Below are 16885 nucleotides of genomic sequence, written 5' to 3'. Positions count from 1 at the left end.
GATGCGGCATTCAGTTCGCTTGCTAGAAGCAACCTGAAGACAGCGCGCGCCTGGCGGATCAAGGAGGCGGCAGCAGAGCTCTTGCGCACGAAAAGCCATGAAGAGGCCGCGAGAGACTGGAGGAAGCTTCTCAGTTGGATGACGCGTAGTCGACTGGGGCCCGTGGTCAAGGTGGCAGCGATGATCCGACAGTATCTTTGGGGGATTCTGAATGCCGCTCGTCTTGGAGCTACGAATGCCAAGAATGAAGCGGTGAACGCAACGATTCAGAAACTGAAAGCACGCGCGTGTGGCTTTCGTAACCGCTCACGTTTTAAAATGGTCATCTTATCTCACCTGGGCGGGCTCTCCCTTTTGCCCGAAGTCATGACCTGACCCACGGGAATGCCGGAAGAGCCATAATATTGGATGCTAAGGGATACGTCCGCCCTTCGAAGCTGGTTGAGGCTGCGCGTAAGCTGGAGAAAGATGCTGCGCTGAATTGCTGTATGCAGCAACCTCGCCGATATCCTATTGCGCTAAAATCACATCCAAGTGAGCTGCTGCTCGATTTCCTTCCATACTATTGGGATATGGGCGGAGACTTTGTCAGGGAAGAACTTTTGGACTCAGTGCAATTCAAGACCATGCTGCAGCATGCATGTGATATGTATTGTGAGATTATGTGTTATGCTCCTCCTGACACCAAATCGTACGGCAATAGTGAAATTGCTCAGGCGCTTTCTGATGGAAGAGTCGCCATGGCGGTATCTTGGGGTGGACAGGCTGCTCCGATTGTAAAAGCTGGGCGCAACAATGGCATTGAATTCTCGATAACTCCTCTTGCTACGTCATGGAATGCAACGTGGGGAATAGGAATTATTTCCGCGATAGATTCTGCGAGGGCTGCCCAGGTACTATGCATGCTGCTTGAGCTTATGGATAAGCATCTTGATCGACTGGTGGCGGAATATGCAGGAAGCCCAGTTCGTATAAGCACATATGCAAGCGCAGAAATCAACGAAAAATGCCCCTGGCTCAAGGCGCAGCTCGAAATGATCCAAAATGCCAGACACTTACCCTCAGATTCGTCTCTGGTGGAATCAGTGAATAAGATTGGCGAAAGAATCGCTAAAGCGGTCCACGGGGCAGAAGAGTAGCTGCATATTTTGACTTGATTATATAGATCTCAAGGTCGATAGCTTGTGTTTTCCTCTCTTTCACCACCCCTGCTTCAGGACCTCAATCTTCTCGATCCGGTTGACGACTTCCGCACAGCGTTCCCAGTCGGCGACGCTATCTATGCGCCCATAGCGTTCATCGAAGGGGTTGCGGTGGGGCAGGCGGTCGAGCTCCTGTTTGGCTTTTTCGACTTCGCCGAGGGCGATATCGATCCAGACGTCCTCGAGGACATCGGGGATCTGGCCGAAGAGCCTGTAAATATCCTGGAGGCGCCCTGCCAGCACCTGGTGCACCCTGTCCTCGACCGAATCCTTGTACCGCAAATTGAGGATTTTCACTGACTCGCGTTTCTGGCCGATGCGCTGGATGCGCCCTTTGCGTTGTTCGAGCTTGGTGGGGTTCCACGGCAGGTCAATGTTGATGAGAGTCCCCATAGTCTGCAGGTTGAGGCCTTCGCTTGCCGCATCCGTGCCGACCAGGATGGAAAGTTCATGTTCCTTGACCATGCGCTTGAGCTCGGTACGTTCTTTGCGGAGCTCGCGGCCCTGGTGGATAAGCATCGACTTGTCCGCACCGGCATAGAGCCCGATCGGCAGGTCCGGGAATGCGGTCGAAAGCAGTCTGGCTACCCAGTACGCCGTGTCATAGTACTGGGAAAAAAGGATGCAGCCTTCTTCAGCCCATCCTTCATCCTTGAGGAAGTGGAGAATTACCTGCCACTTAGGGTCCTCCTCAGAGGCTTCGAGCAAGGAGGCACAGCGCTGGAGTATCTCGGTTTCTTTTTCAGTGAGCGGGTAGAGGGCCGATAGTGTCTCGGTCTGGACTTCCTGGCCGTTATTCTCGGGCTCGTTTGCTTCATCATCCTCCGTGAGGGGAGCTTGGCTCCTTGCCAGCATTGCCGCAACGGTCCTGCGGCCTGCTTCAATGGAGCTTCCGATACGGCGCAGGAGGAGAGTTTTGAGGAAGCCTGCGGCCCGGATGCGCTGGGAAAGGGTGAGGCAGAAGGCCTCAGCTTCCTGGTAGGCATTCGCAAGGTAGCCGGTGACGGGTATTGGCTCATCTTCACCAAACAGTTCAATGCCGATGAGGGTGAGATATGGCTCCCGGGTTGCCGGGTTGATCGTGGATTCAAGGTAGCTTCGCGTGCGGCGTATGATATTGCGGACAAAGGGCATGTGCTGGTCGAAGAAGACGGAGCACAGGCTTGATGCCCAGGTTCTCGCCGCAGGCCGGAGTTCGTGGAATGATAGCCCGCAGACTGCGGTGCGCTCACTCATGTGGGCATCTAGACGGAGTCTTTTTGCGTGAGGACTCTCCCATGATGGAGGGAAGGGATTTTTAAGCCATGGCCAGATCTCGGCGGCTTCCTGGGGCAATTCCGCTTCGCCCAGTACCACAGGCAGTGCCTTCTCGGGATCGAGCCAGAAGCTTCCGACATCGCCCAGGACATGGGGGTTGTTCTGCGAGAGGAGATAGAGCAGGTCCCAGGCTTCGATCGGGTGCAACTGCACCGGGGTTGCGGTGGCAAGGAGCATGCTCTCGGTCTTCGAGGCAAGCTTGAAGAGGAACGCATAGAGCCGGTTGCATTCGGTATCCGGATTGCGGATAGCTGGTCCCCGCTCGTCCGGGGCGGGGAGCTTTCTTCGTCGGGCGTGGTGCGCCTCGTCCACGATAACGCAGGACCATTCGCGTTCGAGCAAGCATTGCAGGGATTCCGGGCTGTGGACAATGAGCCCCTGGGATATGAGGCCGATTTTTCGGGGGCAGGCGAGTATAGGATCTCTTCCCCTCGGTTGATACTCGTGGCTCTCCTCGTCCACCCAAGCGGTCCCGTTCCAGCGTGCGCTCGGCACCTGCAAAAGATCCCACAGTTCCACTTGCCACTGTTCCATCAGCGTCTTCGGGAGGAGCGCGAGGACCGGCTTTTCTGAAGACAGCGCAATGAGCTGTGCGACCATGCCGAGCTGGACTGTCTTTCCGAGGCCGACCTGGTCTGCAAGGACGAACCGCGCCCCGTGCGCCTGATGGGCTTTCCAGGCCTGCGAGACAAAGTATTTCTGATGCGGCCAGAGGCCGAACTGTTCGCGGTAGACCGGCGATTCTACGGCGACGCCGCCTGCATCGGGATTCTTCTTCCAGTCTTCCAGCCGGACTTCTGTACGCCGGGAAAGCCGTTCCACCTCCTGTACCACAGCCTTGGAGAGCGGCATTGCAAGAGGATGGCTCCAGAGCCGGTCAAACTCCTGTTGCACCCAGTCACAGGCTTCGTCACTGTCATCTTCCCAGACAAGTTCGTAATTCAGGGCCCAGCCGGCGAAGGTCTCGTTGGCGCTCCCGAGAAAACTCGTGCGCCTGCCGTCCGCGTAACGCATAACCCCCGCCTTGCCATGGATGAGACCGAAGACATCATCCGGAAGGACGCGGACTTCCAGTTTTGCTGTGCCTTGACCTGACAAGAGCCGGGCAAGGCGGGCTATCCTGTCAGATCCGCCCTTGGCGAGATCCTCGGGATCATGCTTAAAAAACGAAAGCCTCTGCGCCTGCTCCCGCGCCGCTGCGGCTGCCGCCTCTACATCCCGTGCGCGTATGTCCGAATTGCAAATGATCCGGATACTACCCTGGACCTGCTCGAGCGCTTCTCCTGCCAGCTCGAACAGCGAGGTGTCAAAGTACCCTGCAATCCTGTCATACCCAGTTGCTCCTGTGAGGCGTTCTTCCAGGAAACGCTTGCCTGGCATGGAACGTGAGCGCTGAAAGACATAGCGATGGATCATGGAGTGTATCCTTTGGTCACATACTTCTGGTGAGGGCTTCTTGGTTTATCGGGAATGGTGAGTTCCAGTTTTCCTGTAATGATGAGGGGTTCAAGAATTTCTTTCCGGAAATGTTCTCTGTCTTTTAGCCCAAGCATATCCTGGATTTCTTCTCTGCTCCGAGGAATCTTGCAGAATTCAAGGATTGTGGCAATTCGGTCGCTTGGAGCTTGCGGGGTAGCTTGCGGGGTAGCTTGCGGGGTAGCTTGCGGGGTAGCTTGCGGGGCAGCCTCCAGATATACAATGACTCGGAAGTCTTCGTATTCCAGAATCTCCGCATGACCGCTTCTTGTGTAGAGTGGCAGATATTTCATCACATTCATCAGCCCAGAGCCGATTTCTTCCACCCAGCCAAGCTGGAGAAACATCTTGGACAGCAAGGGATTCTTCTGGAAAGGAACTACCGAAGAAGGATCGATCCTTCCCCGCCAGTGAGGGATACAGGGATTGGAAAACTCCACCCGATCCTGATATATCAGAATCCGCGTCTGATCTGCCTTGGTATATTCCCGGTGCACCAGCAGGTTCGCGACGAGTTCCCTGAATATCTTGTCCCGCAGGCTTATCCGTACATCGCCTTCAAGATAAAAAGGATCCGGCAGATGCCGCTCGATGAATTCCATGAGCTGGAGATAGGCTTCGATGATGTTTGACTGCACATAGCAGCGGTCATCATAGCGGTCTACATTCGAACGTTTCAGCAGGGCATCGATTTTATAAAATGGGAGGATGTTGAGGATTGTCTCTTCTTTTCCGAAGAGCAGAGCCGCTGCAAGGCAGAGCCCTTCCGTGCCGGTCTCCAGATCCCGACAGTACAGCCCGGCTTTTCGCAGAAAATCTTCAGTTGATAGATCGAGCCATGGGTGGTTTGGTCGGATGTTCCGTATGCGCTCCCTGGTTTTTTGGAGCGTCTTTTCGTCCAGATCCGAAACATGCAGATATGGATATACTTTGGCTTCGGAATAGAAGGTCCGTTTGCGGTTGACAATTTTTGCGATGTGTTCAGGTACCGTGACCCGATAGTCGCCGGATGCTCCCCTGCTGTATACCATGTTCCGCAAGCGATGGACCTGGGAACTTTCCGGAACCTGAACGGCGATAATCCATTTGCCTTCAAATAAGAGTTTTTGAGGATACAGCAGATAGGGCGGCGAAAAGAGCGTATTGTTATTGGTAGCATTGGCTATGTCCAAACAAAATGCATCAGCTTTATCTTCCGGAATGCCGATAACCTGTCCATCATCATCAACGCCAAGCAAAATGTCGCCGCCCTTGTGGTTCAGAAAGGCGCAAATGGTCTCGTACAAGGATTCGGGTACCTGAGTAAGGGCTTGCTTGAATTCAACGGTCTCATGTTCTCCCCCTGTAAGGATTGAACGGATTCTTTCTTCCCTCATGCCTTGCTATCCCTAATCTCCATCGTTCATCGCGATCCCACATAATCGTTGCGGACCAGGCCTGCCAGAAGCCCTGCAGATTCGGCATCTTTTTCCCAATAGGTCAAGGCGCTCAGATTCCGGGCGGCCGCCAGGTAGTCCAGCAGGTTGATCAGATCCTCACGGCGGCTCCAGTAGTCGAGGCGTTCAGCTTTAAGGTAGTTGAGGCCTTCTCTGGGGTTTTCTGTGCGGACGGCCTCATGAATGGCAAAAAGAAGGTGGCGAAGAAGGCTGGCTGCGAAGGCTCCGGTACCCTTATCATTGCTATTTTGGCTGGCTGACAGATAGAGGCGTTTTAATTCGCTGGGCGTCTTGAAGCGCGCCTGGTTGGCCCCCGCGTCCCCGAGCAAGAATTTGTACTCGGCGACACCAAAGCCCCGGGCAAGTTCCTGATAGGCGCCCTGCCGCAGTTCTCCATGCCGCTCCAGCTCGAGGCCTGCAAGGTAGAGCCGCTCGATAGCTTCAAGATTGCGCCAGGAGAAGCTGCTGATGCCGCGCGGTATCCGGTAATTGGTGGCGATGCTGACTGCCCGGTCGATAATGCGCTCGAATTCGCTCGCTTCGTTTTTAGCGCGCGTGCGGAACAGCTCGTGCGTGATGTCCCGTCCTTCGATGGAATCGTAGGAGGTGAGTACCCTGAGCGCGGCCGCATAGGCGGCAAGCTGGTAGTCCGTGTCGCCGAACTGAGGCTGGAGGGTGTCGTCGATGGCCTGCATGGCATCGAGCTGGCGCTTTACTTCGTCCTCCACCTGCGGATACAGCTCATCGATCCATGCGCGGCGGTGTTCGAGGCGCTTGCGCAGCACGAGGCACACCGTCCCCTGGACGTAGTTGCCCTGCTTGAGGCCGCTCGAGGTTTCCGTGCCGATGGTCCAGGCGGCGGTAACCCTGAGGCCCGCGGCCCAGAGGATCATGCCGAGGTCGGCCCAGACACCCGCATCCTGATGGGTGAACATGACGAGCTGAAGCCCATCGTCTGGCATGTGGCGGGCGAGGTTGGCATAGATTTCCACCATGCTCTTCTTGAAGTCTTCGTCCGCGCCGCGAACCGCCAGGGCGGCACGGCTGTCGGCGTACCAGTCGGGAAAGAGCCGTGGCAGATGCTTTTCGTACCATGCCAGAAAAAAGTCCGCCAGTTCGTGGTAGTTGACGGCGTCCGCATAGGGCGGGTCGGTGATCCAGAGGTCGGCGGTGTAGGTGACGTCGCGCGCGTCGAGGGGGTGGATAAGATAGTTCTTATCAAATCTTTTTATTGAAGGATCAAGATTCAGATCAATGATTGATTTAGTTGTAATGAAAGGCCTTATTGGATAATTGTAAAAAGTGTTTAGCGCTTGATTAGAAAAAGTTTGAGAAGAACCTTCTCCAGGCCTGAGACTTAACCATTGAATTAATTTTGAATCCCAGTTATTGAGTCGTCCGATTGAAACAAGTGAAGATGCGAGTAATATTTTTCTTTTGCTGAGAACACCCATCCCCTCCATCAACAACCCATGCACCAGCAGCTGCCTCGGATTGAACAGATGGTGCCAGTACGTCCAGCCGCGCTCGCGGAAAAGTCGGCTCGTTTCTACTCCTTCTGGTATCTTCCTCGACGGGATATACCCCTTCTCCTGCCACTCGGCAAAGCGCTCCTTCAGCAGTTCCAGCACCTTCTGCTCGCGCGCCAGGTCCTCCTCGGTCACCGCCTTGTATACCCGTTCGCCCTGGGGTGTCACCCAGCGCACGCTATACAGCCGCTCCTGGAATATGTCATCGGGCCGCGGTACCAGGTCCTCATTCTCCCAGAGTCTGAGCCCGTAGATGGTCTCGCCATTCGGTCCGCGTCGGTCGCTGCGCAGCGAGGCGATCGAGTAGCGGCGGCTCGGGTCCTCCGGATCGATCATCTCCGAGTCCCTGATCGTTCCCAGCTTTGCTCTGCGCATCTGCTCATCGCTTGCGCCCGAAATGATGTCGATATCGTAGCCCTGTCGCGCATCGTTGCGACGCAGAACTGCCACCACGCGGTACTTTTCGCTGATAACCCAGCTGGGCGCGAGCGGTACCCAGAGGCCCGTGGCGGGACACCTGGCTTCCACGCAGTAGAGATAGGCATCCGCGCGGTTGCCCCGGCCATCGTGCTCGATGCCCCAGGCGGTAATCTGCTCGTCCACCTTCTGCCACACCGCTTCCTGCGCCCGGCGCACTTCCTCCTGCACGTCCCTGCCGCCCCCGATGAGGTTAATCGCTCCCCAGGTCAGCAGCACCGCCACGGGATTGAGGTCGCTGCCATAGGCTTCGAGCCCCAGCCTGGCCGCCTCGAAGGGCACCGACCCTCCGCCGCAGAAGCAGTCGCCCACGCGCGCACGGTGGCCGAAGGCCTTCTGCGACAGCTGCTCGAACAGCTCAGGCAGGCTGTGTGCGCTGGTGCCGAGGTGGGCATTGATGTCCATCCACGCTTCCGGGCTTGGACCTTCGATCTCTTCAGGCCGGCAGCAATAGGCAAGCTTTTCTTCATAGGGCAGGCGCGCAAAGGCGATGCGCTCGAGCCGGTTCTTGTCCGCTTTTGTGACGCCGCGCACCCAGGATGCCGTGCCGCCCCTGCGCTCGATGAGGCCCTCGTACTCCCGAGGCTCCAGCCTCTGGGCGATGTTGGCGGCGCTCATGGTCTTGGTTTTTCTGCGCCAGAGGCCGTCCTCGTCCATGGTGAGGATCTTGTAGTAGATCTGGCGGTCCTTCTCGGGATCACCGGAGGCGGGCATGAGGAGGCCGAGGAGGCTTGCACGCACGAGAATGAGGGGCTTGCGGCCCCACCACTTGCCAAGGCCGGTGAGCGTCTGGCCCGAGCCAGCCTTGCGCTCCTTGTAGCTTTCCGCCGAAAGGCGGGCAATGGGGAATTGGATTTCAATAAAGGGGATGTGGGGCATGCTTTTTGTTCCTTCAGGCTAAAAAATCATTCAGAATATCCAATTTTTCGATGATTTCCTTATCCAGCTCTTCGGGGCGGGCATATCGGGCGAACAGAAAATAATCACCTTTGTTGATCTGCACGGGAAGACCGAGTTCGGCGTAGTATTTTTTCAGTACTGTACTGAGCCATTTATCCGATATTTTTGTTTCTTTCCAGAAATCGTCCTGCATGTCTCGCAAGGCGGCTGGCGGTGTCTGGTCTTCAATGATGCGCTTCAGTGTGCCCATGGTCTGCGTTTCGAAAAGAGATGGCGAATCGGGGGTGGCGCCTGCAAAGTATCGCTCCAGCACATGCGGCAGGGGCAGGTAGCATTCAATTTCATTTCTTTTCCATTGCACGTGCACAAGGTCATGAGGCATCTCAAAAGTTCTCTGCAGATTATCCGTCAGAATGAGGCCTCGGAGGTCGGGCAATGCTTCCTTGAGACCGTTGAAATTGCTGCGCGCACGGTCCACATCATTGCCATTCAGATATTTCACACAGGGGCGCTCGAGCTTCTCCCGCACCGGATGGTGCAGAACCTCTGCAAAAGCCCGGAGGAATTCAAGATCGGTTGTACCTTCCAGGTACAATATTGTTCCGGTTTGCTCTGCCGAAAGGTATTCGCTGTACGGTATTTCGATGAGGGCCTTTTTCAGTTGGTCAGGCCGTTTCGGTTGGTGAGGTCGGCCTATGAACGCAATGATGGTATCGTTCTGGCTGGCCAAATCCAAAATGGCTTCGGAGTGGGTCGCGATCAGCATCTGGGCATTTTTTGCCTTGACTTCGGAAGCCAGCGCCAGGTACAGACTCTTCTGCCTCAGGATTTCCAGATGGGCATCGGGCTCATCGAGCAGGAGCACCGTATAGGGCTGAGAATGCAGGAAGCTGAAGAGAAGCAAGGCTTGCTGGAAGCCGCGGCCGCTTGCGGTAAGGTCCATCTCGGGTTTTCCGGATTCTTTGATGCGGCAGGATATGAGGCTCGTGGCTGGATTATACACAGGCGTCAGAACCTCGGTGTCAAAATGCTTTTTAATGGCGGATGTCAGGTCTTTCCATTTTGTTTCTCCTTTTTTTTCGTATATCTTCCAGAGCAGATTGCGGAGCACTTCTGCAGTTCTTCCTTCGCCGATGCGCCGCTTTATGCTTCCTTCTTCCAGCCGTTCTTCAGAAGAGGACAGGCCTGACATGGGCGGCAGGTAGGAAAAAGATTCTTTCAACGCAAGCTCCAAAGTGTCGGGGTCATCTTCGCCTTTGGCGGGCCGGGCGTAGAGCGATTCCGGATTGGCGTAGTAGAATTCCAGCTCTGCATGCCATTGCCTGTTTTCGGTAATTCCCTCGAGACGCATGGTCATGAACACATTGGCATTCGAGGTCATCCCGCTGCGTGTGTGGAGATTGTACCATAACAGCCGTGCTTCCGGGATGGGGATGGCGAAGAGGTCCTGGCGATTTATGGTTACTCCGGTTCTTGTCCTGGCGCTGCTTAACGCTTTTTGTTCCCACCATTTGCGAAGGGCGATGTCCCACAGGGTAAGAGCCTGAAGGACTGTCGTCTTTCCGGTATTGTTCGGGCCGATGAGCAAAGTAACAGGGCCCACTTCAATATCTAGCGCCTCAAAGGTCTTGAAATTGCTCAGCTGAATACGGCTGATCATTCTTCCACCTCTTCAAACAAGCTCGGCTCGAGCGCGAGTCTCTTGCGGATGATTACCCCCGACACGGGGTTCTCGCAGAGTGCAAAGCGCACTGCCTTCCGCCAGCCGCGGTTGCGTCCAGCCAAAGCCTGGCCGGTCGCCGCATTGGTCATCGTGTAGAGCCACCAGCGTTCCTCTGGCGAGAGCCCCAGCCAGTTGTGGACTGCGTTCTGGATATCGCTTGTGGAAGCGTCCTCGATAGCCCATAAAAGAAGCAGAAGCTCCTTGCCGAAACTGGCAGAGAGGAGGGCTGTGCCGCCGCGCGCTGGCCAGCGCCCCGTTGGCAATCCATGGGCTGTGAGTCGGCGGTTGAATTCCGCCTTGATCGCATCGGCCACTTCATTAAAAAATTCCCTTTTTATGATCACCTTGAGGTCTCGGTTGTCAAAGGAAATCGTGGTGTCGTCAGGGACTTCCCCCGGCCATTCGAAATGCTCGATGACCTTTATTGTGCTTTCACCCTTGCTGGCCGACGGAAATATAACCGCAAAAAAATGGGCATGCTTTTCGGGATCAAAGCCGAATCCTGGCAGCTTTGCTTTCACTGCCGCACCTCGCTGTTGATGTCATAGGGGATTCTGTCCTTGTTGGCCCAGTCGAGAAAATCCTGCCCCCGCGAGAAATGGATGCGCTGTACTGTCATGCTGATATTCACATTCCCTGCGAAATTTCCTACAAGATCGAGGACGGCGCGAATCGCTTCACCATTCTTCTGGATGCCTTCAGGAGAGGTATAGTTGATCTCCTCGCCACCGGTATCAGGAAGCTCGAAGTAGATCGTGATGCCATTAGCCTGCGCGCCATACTCGGTGAGCCTCGTGATGAGCTGCCAGGCGTCGGCCGTGGTCAGGTTCTGGAATCGTTTTGTCTTCCAGACGAGCGGCTTGAGAGGATCTACCGATGCCTGCTCGGCTTGGGTCACGTCCCGCCTCAGCAGTTCGCTCTCGATATCATCCTTTCTGGCAATTGCCTGCACAAGGCGGCAGCCCTTGGGAATTGGAAAGGCGCCTGCATAAGATGCGCCTTTTGAGCGGGGATCAGAGCCGTCGGTGGTGTAGAAAATCGGGGCATTCGGTGCGGCGATGAGCTCGATGAATCGCTCGCCAGCCTGTTCAAATATGCGACTTTTCAAGCTGATCCTGTTTTTCCACACCACAGGTTTCGCTTCGCGAGCGGGATCGTTCTCATCGACACATAAGAAAGTGAGCTTGAGCTCACCGGTCTCGAAGGCGCTATAATTGGGCACTGCTTCACTCGCGGTAGTGGGCCGACTGTCGCCGATCTCATAGAGCACCTTGGTGCCACCTACGGGGCGGATATCGAGTGTCACTTTGCCTGTGTCATCGTTGCGGCTCTTTACCTGGACATTGACGCTGGTAGGTTCCTTTGCAAACGGGCCCTTGCGTACATATTCGCCTTCTTCCCGCCATTTACCGGTTCTTATTGCATGTGCCTTGATGTCATCGAGAAGCCGGGGCAGATGGAGTTGCCAGTTGGTTTTGCCCGCGGCGCGGGCTTTGACATCCTTCCAGCGGACTGGGTTCTGATTGTCGAAAAGGCGTTCCTCGACTTTTGCAATCCATGAATCGAGGTTGCCCGTATCCTCGCTGAATTTTCTGGCATTGAGCAGGGCTGCGCGGATCTGTGCTTCGCCATCATAGTTATTGGAGTCAAAGTTGAAGCGTATGATCTCCTTGCGAAGCTTGTCCGAGGAAGGATAAACCACAACGCTGTACGTCTGCTGGATGGAGCTTCGGAGATTGATGAGAATCCTGTCCTCATTTTTCTTTGCTTCCATGCGCTGGGGATCGCGCTCGGAAAGCTTTTCAGTTTCCTGCTCAGCCAGAATGGTTCGGATTGCTTTGAGGAGTGCGGCGTTCTTGAGCACCTCGTTCATGGTGTCGCGGTCACCGGTCAGGAAAATGATGCGGTTTTTGTATTCGAGATTTTCGTAGAGCCGTATGAGATCGGGGTGCAAGGGAATCTGGTCAGATACATGGATGGGGTAAGGCTCGGTAATAACCAGAATGGTACGATCCTGCGCAGGCTGCACTTCTTCCCAGGTTGGCAGGGCAAGGCAGTCCTGGTAGACATCGCTGCGATTCGGCTTGAAGAGACTTTTGAGGTATTCTCTCAGTTCTTTGATTCTTGTTTCCTGGGTGTAGGACTCGACATACCCATGCAAGGTTGCGGCGAGGTTGCGGACATTCTTGAAGTAGAATCTGCCATCATTCGATACATGGAGATACCAAGCGCTTGCGGGGAGCTGTTCTAAAACATCGGTGCGCATGCGCGAGATATCATGGCCAGGTCTGCAGAGCCATGCGATGAGCTCGCTGTCTCGCAGGCCGAGTTCGGGATTCTGGGCGGTGGAAAGGGAAGCGACATATAGGAGCTTGGCGGCATCCTGGGCTTGTGTTCCGCCTCCAAGCTTGGTGTCGAGTTCTTCGGCGTGCGAGGTGCCATGGTTGGCGATATCCACGCGCACCGCCTCGTTGAGGTTGGGGTTGATGGTTGAGAATTCGCTGAAAATTTCCTGATCGTTGAGGTCGATGTCATAGGGGTGAATGAGCTCGAGCTGTTTTGCCCGTTCCGATTCCCAGAGATTCGCTACGACGGCGCGCATGAGGCGCAGAAGACCCCTTGTTTGCTGGAAACCGGCATTTGCCTTGAACCTCCCGTAGAGGTCGCGGAGCGAGTAATGGAAGGGATAGGATTCCCGAAGAAGAGCGGCGAATGAAGCCGGCGACTCAGCAGTCAGCTCCATCTGCTTTGCATTCTCGACGGCTTGGGCATAGTGGCGTGCCACTTCGTCTCTAACAGAAGTGTCTGGCAGGCTTTCGAAAATGCGGGTGCGCAGAATGTGGAAAATTTCGTCGCCTTGCGTGGCGACAGGCTCGATCGGAACGACATTCCGCCGGGTCTCTTGTCTGAAGTTCTCGAGCGCCTGGTTGATGAATCCTGTTCCTGCTTCATACGCAGTGGAGGAAAGGTCCGAAATGACAATGACGACATTGGACAGCTCTTCCTTGTTCGCTGCTACAAGCAGGTTTGAAAGCGCGGTGGCAGTCACTTCCGCGAGATTGGATGCGCCAATCTGTATTGAGCGCGCGTTATTGAAATAGGGCGGAAGCTCGTCAAGAAGTATGATGACCGGTTCGCCTTTGAGCAAGTTCACCCATGAGGTAACACCAGGAGCCTGCAGGGGAGAATACAAAGGATTGAAGAGCTCTCGCTTGCCCATCTGTTCCGCCAGCGCACCCCACAGGCCATATGGATAATCCGATTCACGTCCATCGAAACCGATAACCTTGTATGGCCGACTCCCAAGGTGAAAATCATGCCCAAGCTTTGCTCGCAGATAGGGAAACCGTGCAAGAAGCCCAAGCACGATCATGCTGTGGGTCTTTCCGCCGCCCATTGCCTGTGATAGCAGGTAGGCAGATGGCTGGTCATGCGTGCCAGAAAGGCGCTCAAAGCTCTTCTGGATGAGCATTTTCATGCCCGCAGTGACAAAGTTTTCTGTAAAGAACTGCATTGCGGCCTGCTCGTCGAGTTTGCCTTCAAGAAAATCGCTCAAGTTCAGGACGGTATCGCGGCGTGTGCGATCAAATACAGACTGTCGTGGCTTACAATTGTCGAATATTGTCATGATTTCACATTATTAAATGCTTTCGCGCAGAACACAAGAGGTGTATTCTTTTCTAAAAGAGGAAGAACAATGCGCTTCTATCTTGCCATGACCGATAACGACTGGTTCAGGTACCTGCGGAGCTTACAGCCGGTGCCGGAGGATATCAATTTCTGGCAGCCGAGCGGGAAAAAGCCAGCGAACCTCGCAAAGAGCGAGCCGTTCCTGTTCAAGTTGCATGCGCCGTTCAACAGGATCGCGGGGCTGGGATTTTTTTCAGCGTTTGCGACATTTCCCCTCGGCCTGGTGTGGGAGGCATTCGGCGAACGGAATGGGTGCGAGACTCTGCAAGCTCTCAGCAGAAAGATTGCTCACTACCAGGGGATCCGTGGCGAGTATGACCCCCGGCGCCTTGTAGTCGGCTGCAATATCCTGACCGACCCGGTGTTCTTCAACGATTCAGAGATGATCGATGCGCCCCTGGACTGGAGCAGCAATATCGTAAGGGGGAAATACTACGATACCGAGGAAGCGGTCGGCGCCCGGCTGTGGGATCAAGTGATGCAGCGCCTGGAGGCGCGGCGTTTCCTCGAGCGCGAAGCAGTCGGGGAAATCGGGACGGCTTCTGTGGTGGTGCCGGAGCCGCAGTGGCGCGAGGTCATTGCAAAAGTGCGCGTGGGACAGGGCGCTTTCCGTTTTATGGTAACTGAAGCATATCGCCGCGCCTGTGCAGTGACCGCAGACCACACGCTTCCCGTGCTCGAGGCGGCGCATATCAAACCGTTTTCCGAACATGGGCCGCACCTGGTTTCAAACGGCCTTCTTTTGCGCGCCGACCTGCACAAGCTCTTTGACGAGGGGTATATGACCGTGACGCCTGATTACCATATCGAGATCAGCAAGGCGCTCAAGGAAGATTTTAACAACGGAAAGATATATTACGCTTTCCATGGCCAGCAACTTGCAAACCTCCCCGAGAATCCGGCGGACCGGCCATCCAGGGAATTTCTGCAGTGGCATAACGAGATTGCGTTTAAGGTGGGATGAAGGGAAACGATCTACTCCCTCAAAGCAAACCCGATACATGTGGCTACCGCACGCTCAACGCCAGGTACGGTGCCATGGACAGGAACGTTTTCCAACACAACAGTGCCATCTAGAATTGCCATGGCTGAAGACCCGCCGCCATCAAGGGTTATCGCATCATCGGCGCCAAAATAGCGCATCCAGAGGGCAACTTCCTCTTTGGTCCCATCGACGCTTTCACTTGTTCTTCCGTAGCTTCGCTCGGCGCTGAAGGGTATACCGCAATATTCAGATTCTGAGCTTGCAGATCGACCCTGACTGCATGAATGCTCAAGGGCGGGTAATCAAGATGGGCTCTGCATATCTGGGCTGCGGAGTTTTTATCCTGCCATTGGGGCTCCGAATCAGGCGGATATGCAGTGACATTTCTGTACGGCTGAAAAAGGGCACAGCCGCTAAGCAGAACAGCTAACACAAGTATGGCCGGTCTCGAATATCCGGACAAAACCCGTGTGGATCTGCATTCAGTGTGCATAGCACCCCCGATCGTATGTCATGGAAAGCATACCACCAGGTGTTCGCTTTTGCAAAAGGCAGGCGCCTAGATAGCTATATGAAAGGGCAATCAAGAACGTGCTTGAAAGCTCAACCCATCTTGCAAAACTGTTCGGATATTCAGCAATGACGATCGTGCGGGCCCTTGATGAAATCGAGGCGATGGAGCTTGCAGAGCGGTATTCAAGCGGCAAAGAACGACTGCTTCGCACACCAATCGCGATCTTCAGGGTAGTGCCATTGCTCATCCTGAAGTATAATTTGGCTTGGATTTTCAATGAGGCAATGCGAGGTTAAGCATGAGCGCACAGGATGTTCGCTGGATACAACGGTTCAATCACTTCAGCAAGGCATTTGCCCAATTACAGGAAGCCGTAGAACTATCGAAACAGCGCAAACTTACAAAGCTCGAAGAACAGGGCTTGATTCAGACTTTTGAGTATACGCATGAAATGGCCTGGAACACACTGAAGGATTTTCTGGAGGAGCGCGGTACCAAAAAGCTGTATGGCTCAAAAGATGCGACACGCGAAGCCTTTAAAACTGGCTTGATTGAAAACGGGGAGATCTGGATGAACATGATTGAAAGCCGCAACCTGACTTCGCATACCTACAATGAAGAAACCGCGACAGAGGTTATTTCCGCAATCCTGCATTTCTACTTTGCCGAGTTTTCAGATTTTCATGCCCGAATGCAAGAATTGAAAGAGGAACGGGAATGACCGCGCGCTTTGGCTTGAAGGAAACCACAATCAAAAAAATCCACAGCGTGTTTGAAAAATATCCGCAGGTTGAACAAGCCATCCTATACGGCTCACGCGCCAAAGGGAATTACAGAAACGGTTCCGATATTGACCTGACGCTTGTGGGCGGCGATGAGCTCACAATGAACGTGCTGTATCAGATTATGGATGAGCTGGATGACCTGCTACTGCCCTATACTTTTGACATCTCCATCTACCGTGACATCAGCGACTCCGATGTGCGCGACCATATTCTGCGAGTGGGCGCAGTCTTTTACCAAAGAGCAGCGGAACCGACTCACTTCTAAAGAATTCCTCTGCAAGCGACTTGATATGATATCTCAGTGAGGAAAATAATCATCATGGCGAGGCTTTATTCTATCTCTCCGAGCAAAGCTATCGCGGGGTTTTTCTCTCTTTAAATTTTCTTATGCAGGCTACCACGAGCGCGTGGTCTTCCTCCTGGGGCAGGCCGGACACAGTGGCACATGCGACAAGCCCGCAGCCGCGGACGCGGATGGGAAATGCGCCTCCATGAGGGCTGAATTCCAGTGGGCTTACAAAGGACTTCTGCTCGATGGTGGTTTCGGCGAGGGCCAGACTCACGCCCACAGCCAATGATGCTTTTCCGAAACGGAATACGACATTGGATTTGCGGCGTATCCATTCATCGTTATCAGGAGTGGCTCCCGCAAGCGCCGCATGGAACATGATCTGCCCTGGGCGCCGGATATCGATGGCGATCCTGGCCTGGCGCTTCTTTGCTTCCTCGACCATGAGGTAGCCCAGTTCCCATGCATCCTCTTCGATGAATTGGTCCAGAACGAGTTCGGCTTCTTCCTTCGCAATCTGGTCGAGCATGTCTTTCGTTGGCACCATGGTTTTTCATCTCCT

14 protein-coding genes are annotated in these 16885 nt (G+C 54.6%); 6 read left to right on the top strand and 8 right to left on the bottom strand.

All coding sequences use genetic code 11. From position 1 onward, the window contains the following. Positions 1–375: transposase (locus GAP13_RS08690; protein WP_186338838.1), on the top strand; the 375-nt coding region annotated here is incomplete at its 5' end. A 287-nt stretch (positions 376–662) separates the two neighbouring features. Continuing rightward, the gene (locus GAP13_RS08685; RefSeq protein WP_158907938.1) at positions 663–1139 is read left to right on the top strand and encodes a type 2 periplasmic-binding domain-containing protein; all 477 of its coding nucleotides are present in this window, start codon (positions 663–665) and stop codon (positions 1137–1139) included. Between the two features lie 60 nt (positions 1140–1199). Here the strand turns inward: GAP13_RS08685 and GAP13_RS08680 are convergent, their stop codons facing one another. From GAP13_RS08680 to GAP13_RS08655, 6 genes are read right to left on the bottom strand one after another with little or no spacing between them, the layout of a single operon-like run. Beyond that, entirely contained in the window at positions 1200–3935 is a 2736-nt protein-coding gene (locus GAP13_RS08680; protein WP_158907937.1) for a phospholipase D-like domain-containing anti-phage protein, read from the bottom strand. Further along, positions 3932–5371, bottom strand: a complete 1440-nt coding sequence (locus tag GAP13_RS08675) for an RNA/DNA-binding domain-containing protein (protein WP_158907936.1) — start codon at positions 5369–5371, stop codon at positions 3932–3934. The genes GAP13_RS08680 and GAP13_RS08675 overlap by 4 nt, the downstream gene beginning before the upstream one ends. Positions 5372–5397: 26 nt before the next feature. Beyond that, on the bottom strand, positions 5398–8316 hold the full coding sequence (locus tag GAP13_RS08670; RefSeq protein WP_158907935.1) for an anti-phage-associated DUF1156 domain-containing protein: 2919 nt from the start codon (positions 8314–8316) through the stop codon (positions 5398–5400). 13 nt (positions 8317–8329) lie between these two features. Continuing rightward, on the bottom strand, positions 8330–9997 hold the full coding sequence (locus tag GAP13_RS08665; protein ID WP_158907934.1) for an ATP-dependent nuclease: 1668 nt from the start codon (positions 9995–9997) through the stop codon (positions 8330–8332). Next, the gene (locus GAP13_RS08660) at positions 9994–10581 is read right to left on the bottom strand and encodes a DUF3780 domain-containing protein (protein WP_158907933.1); all 588 of its coding nucleotides are present in this window, start codon (positions 10579–10581) and stop codon (positions 9994–9996) included. Before GAP13_RS08660 ends, GAP13_RS08665 begins: the two co-directional genes overlap by 4 nt. Then, positions 10578–13688: a DUF499 family protein gene (locus tag GAP13_RS08655; protein WP_158907932.1), complete on the bottom strand. Its 3111-nt coding sequence runs from the start codon at positions 13686–13688 to the stop codon at positions 10578–10580. Before GAP13_RS08655 ends, GAP13_RS08660 begins: the two co-directional genes overlap by 4 nt. 69 nt (positions 13689–13757) lie before the next feature. On the opposite strand from GAP13_RS08655, the gene GAP13_RS08650 reads away from it, so the two are divergent. Then, the gene (locus GAP13_RS08650; RefSeq protein ID WP_158907931.1) at positions 13758–14714 is read left to right on the top strand and encodes an HNH endonuclease; all 957 of its coding nucleotides are present in this window, start codon (positions 13758–13760) and stop codon (positions 14712–14714) included. Positions 14715–14725: 11 nt separating this feature from the next. Here GAP13_RS08650 and GAP13_RS08645 read toward each other — a convergent pair whose 3' ends face one another. Beyond that, complete coding sequence (locus GAP13_RS08645; protein ID WP_306769198.1) at positions 14726–14971, bottom strand: phosphodiester glycosidase family protein; 246 nt, start codon at positions 14969–14971, stop codon at positions 14726–14728. Between the two features lie 403 nt (positions 14972–15374). Here GAP13_RS08645 and GAP13_RS08640 point away from each other — a divergent pair, with 403 nt between their 5' ends. Genes GAP13_RS08640 through GAP13_RS08630 form a run of 3 tightly spaced genes read left to right on the top strand, consistent with a single transcriptional unit; the run spans position 15375 to position 16299 of the window. Next, on the top strand, positions 15375–15545 hold the full coding sequence (locus tag GAP13_RS08640; RefSeq protein WP_158907929.1) for a hypothetical protein: 171 nt from the start codon (positions 15375–15377) through the stop codon (positions 15543–15545). Between the two features lie 2 nt (positions 15546–15547). Then, positions 15548–15970: a nucleotidyltransferase substrate binding protein gene (locus tag GAP13_RS08635; protein WP_158907928.1), complete on the top strand. Its 423-nt coding sequence runs from the start codon at positions 15548–15550 to the stop codon at positions 15968–15970. Then, the gene (locus GAP13_RS08630; protein WP_158907927.1) at positions 15967–16299 is read left to right on the top strand and encodes a nucleotidyltransferase domain-containing protein; all 333 of its coding nucleotides are present in this window, start codon (positions 15967–15969) and stop codon (positions 16297–16299) included. The genes GAP13_RS08635 and GAP13_RS08630 overlap by 4 nt, the downstream gene beginning before the upstream one ends. An 88-nt stretch (positions 16300–16387) precedes the next feature. On the opposite strand, the gene GAP13_RS08625 is transcribed toward GAP13_RS08630, so the two are convergent. Further along, the gene (locus tag GAP13_RS08625) at positions 16388–16870 is read right to left on the bottom strand and encodes a heme-degrading domain-containing protein (protein WP_158907926.1); all 483 of its coding nucleotides are present in this window, start codon (positions 16868–16870) and stop codon (positions 16388–16390) included. Positions 16871–16885: the final 15 nt, after the last annotated feature.

It is taken from the genome of Rectinema subterraneum, from assembly GCA_009768935.1.
Taxonomy (GTDB): domain Bacteria; phylum Spirochaetota; class Spirochaetia; order Treponematales; family Rectinemataceae; genus Rectinema; species Rectinema subterraneum.
Note: the sequence above shows the minus strand (reverse complement) of the source record. Positions and strands in the feature narration are given on the sequence as shown.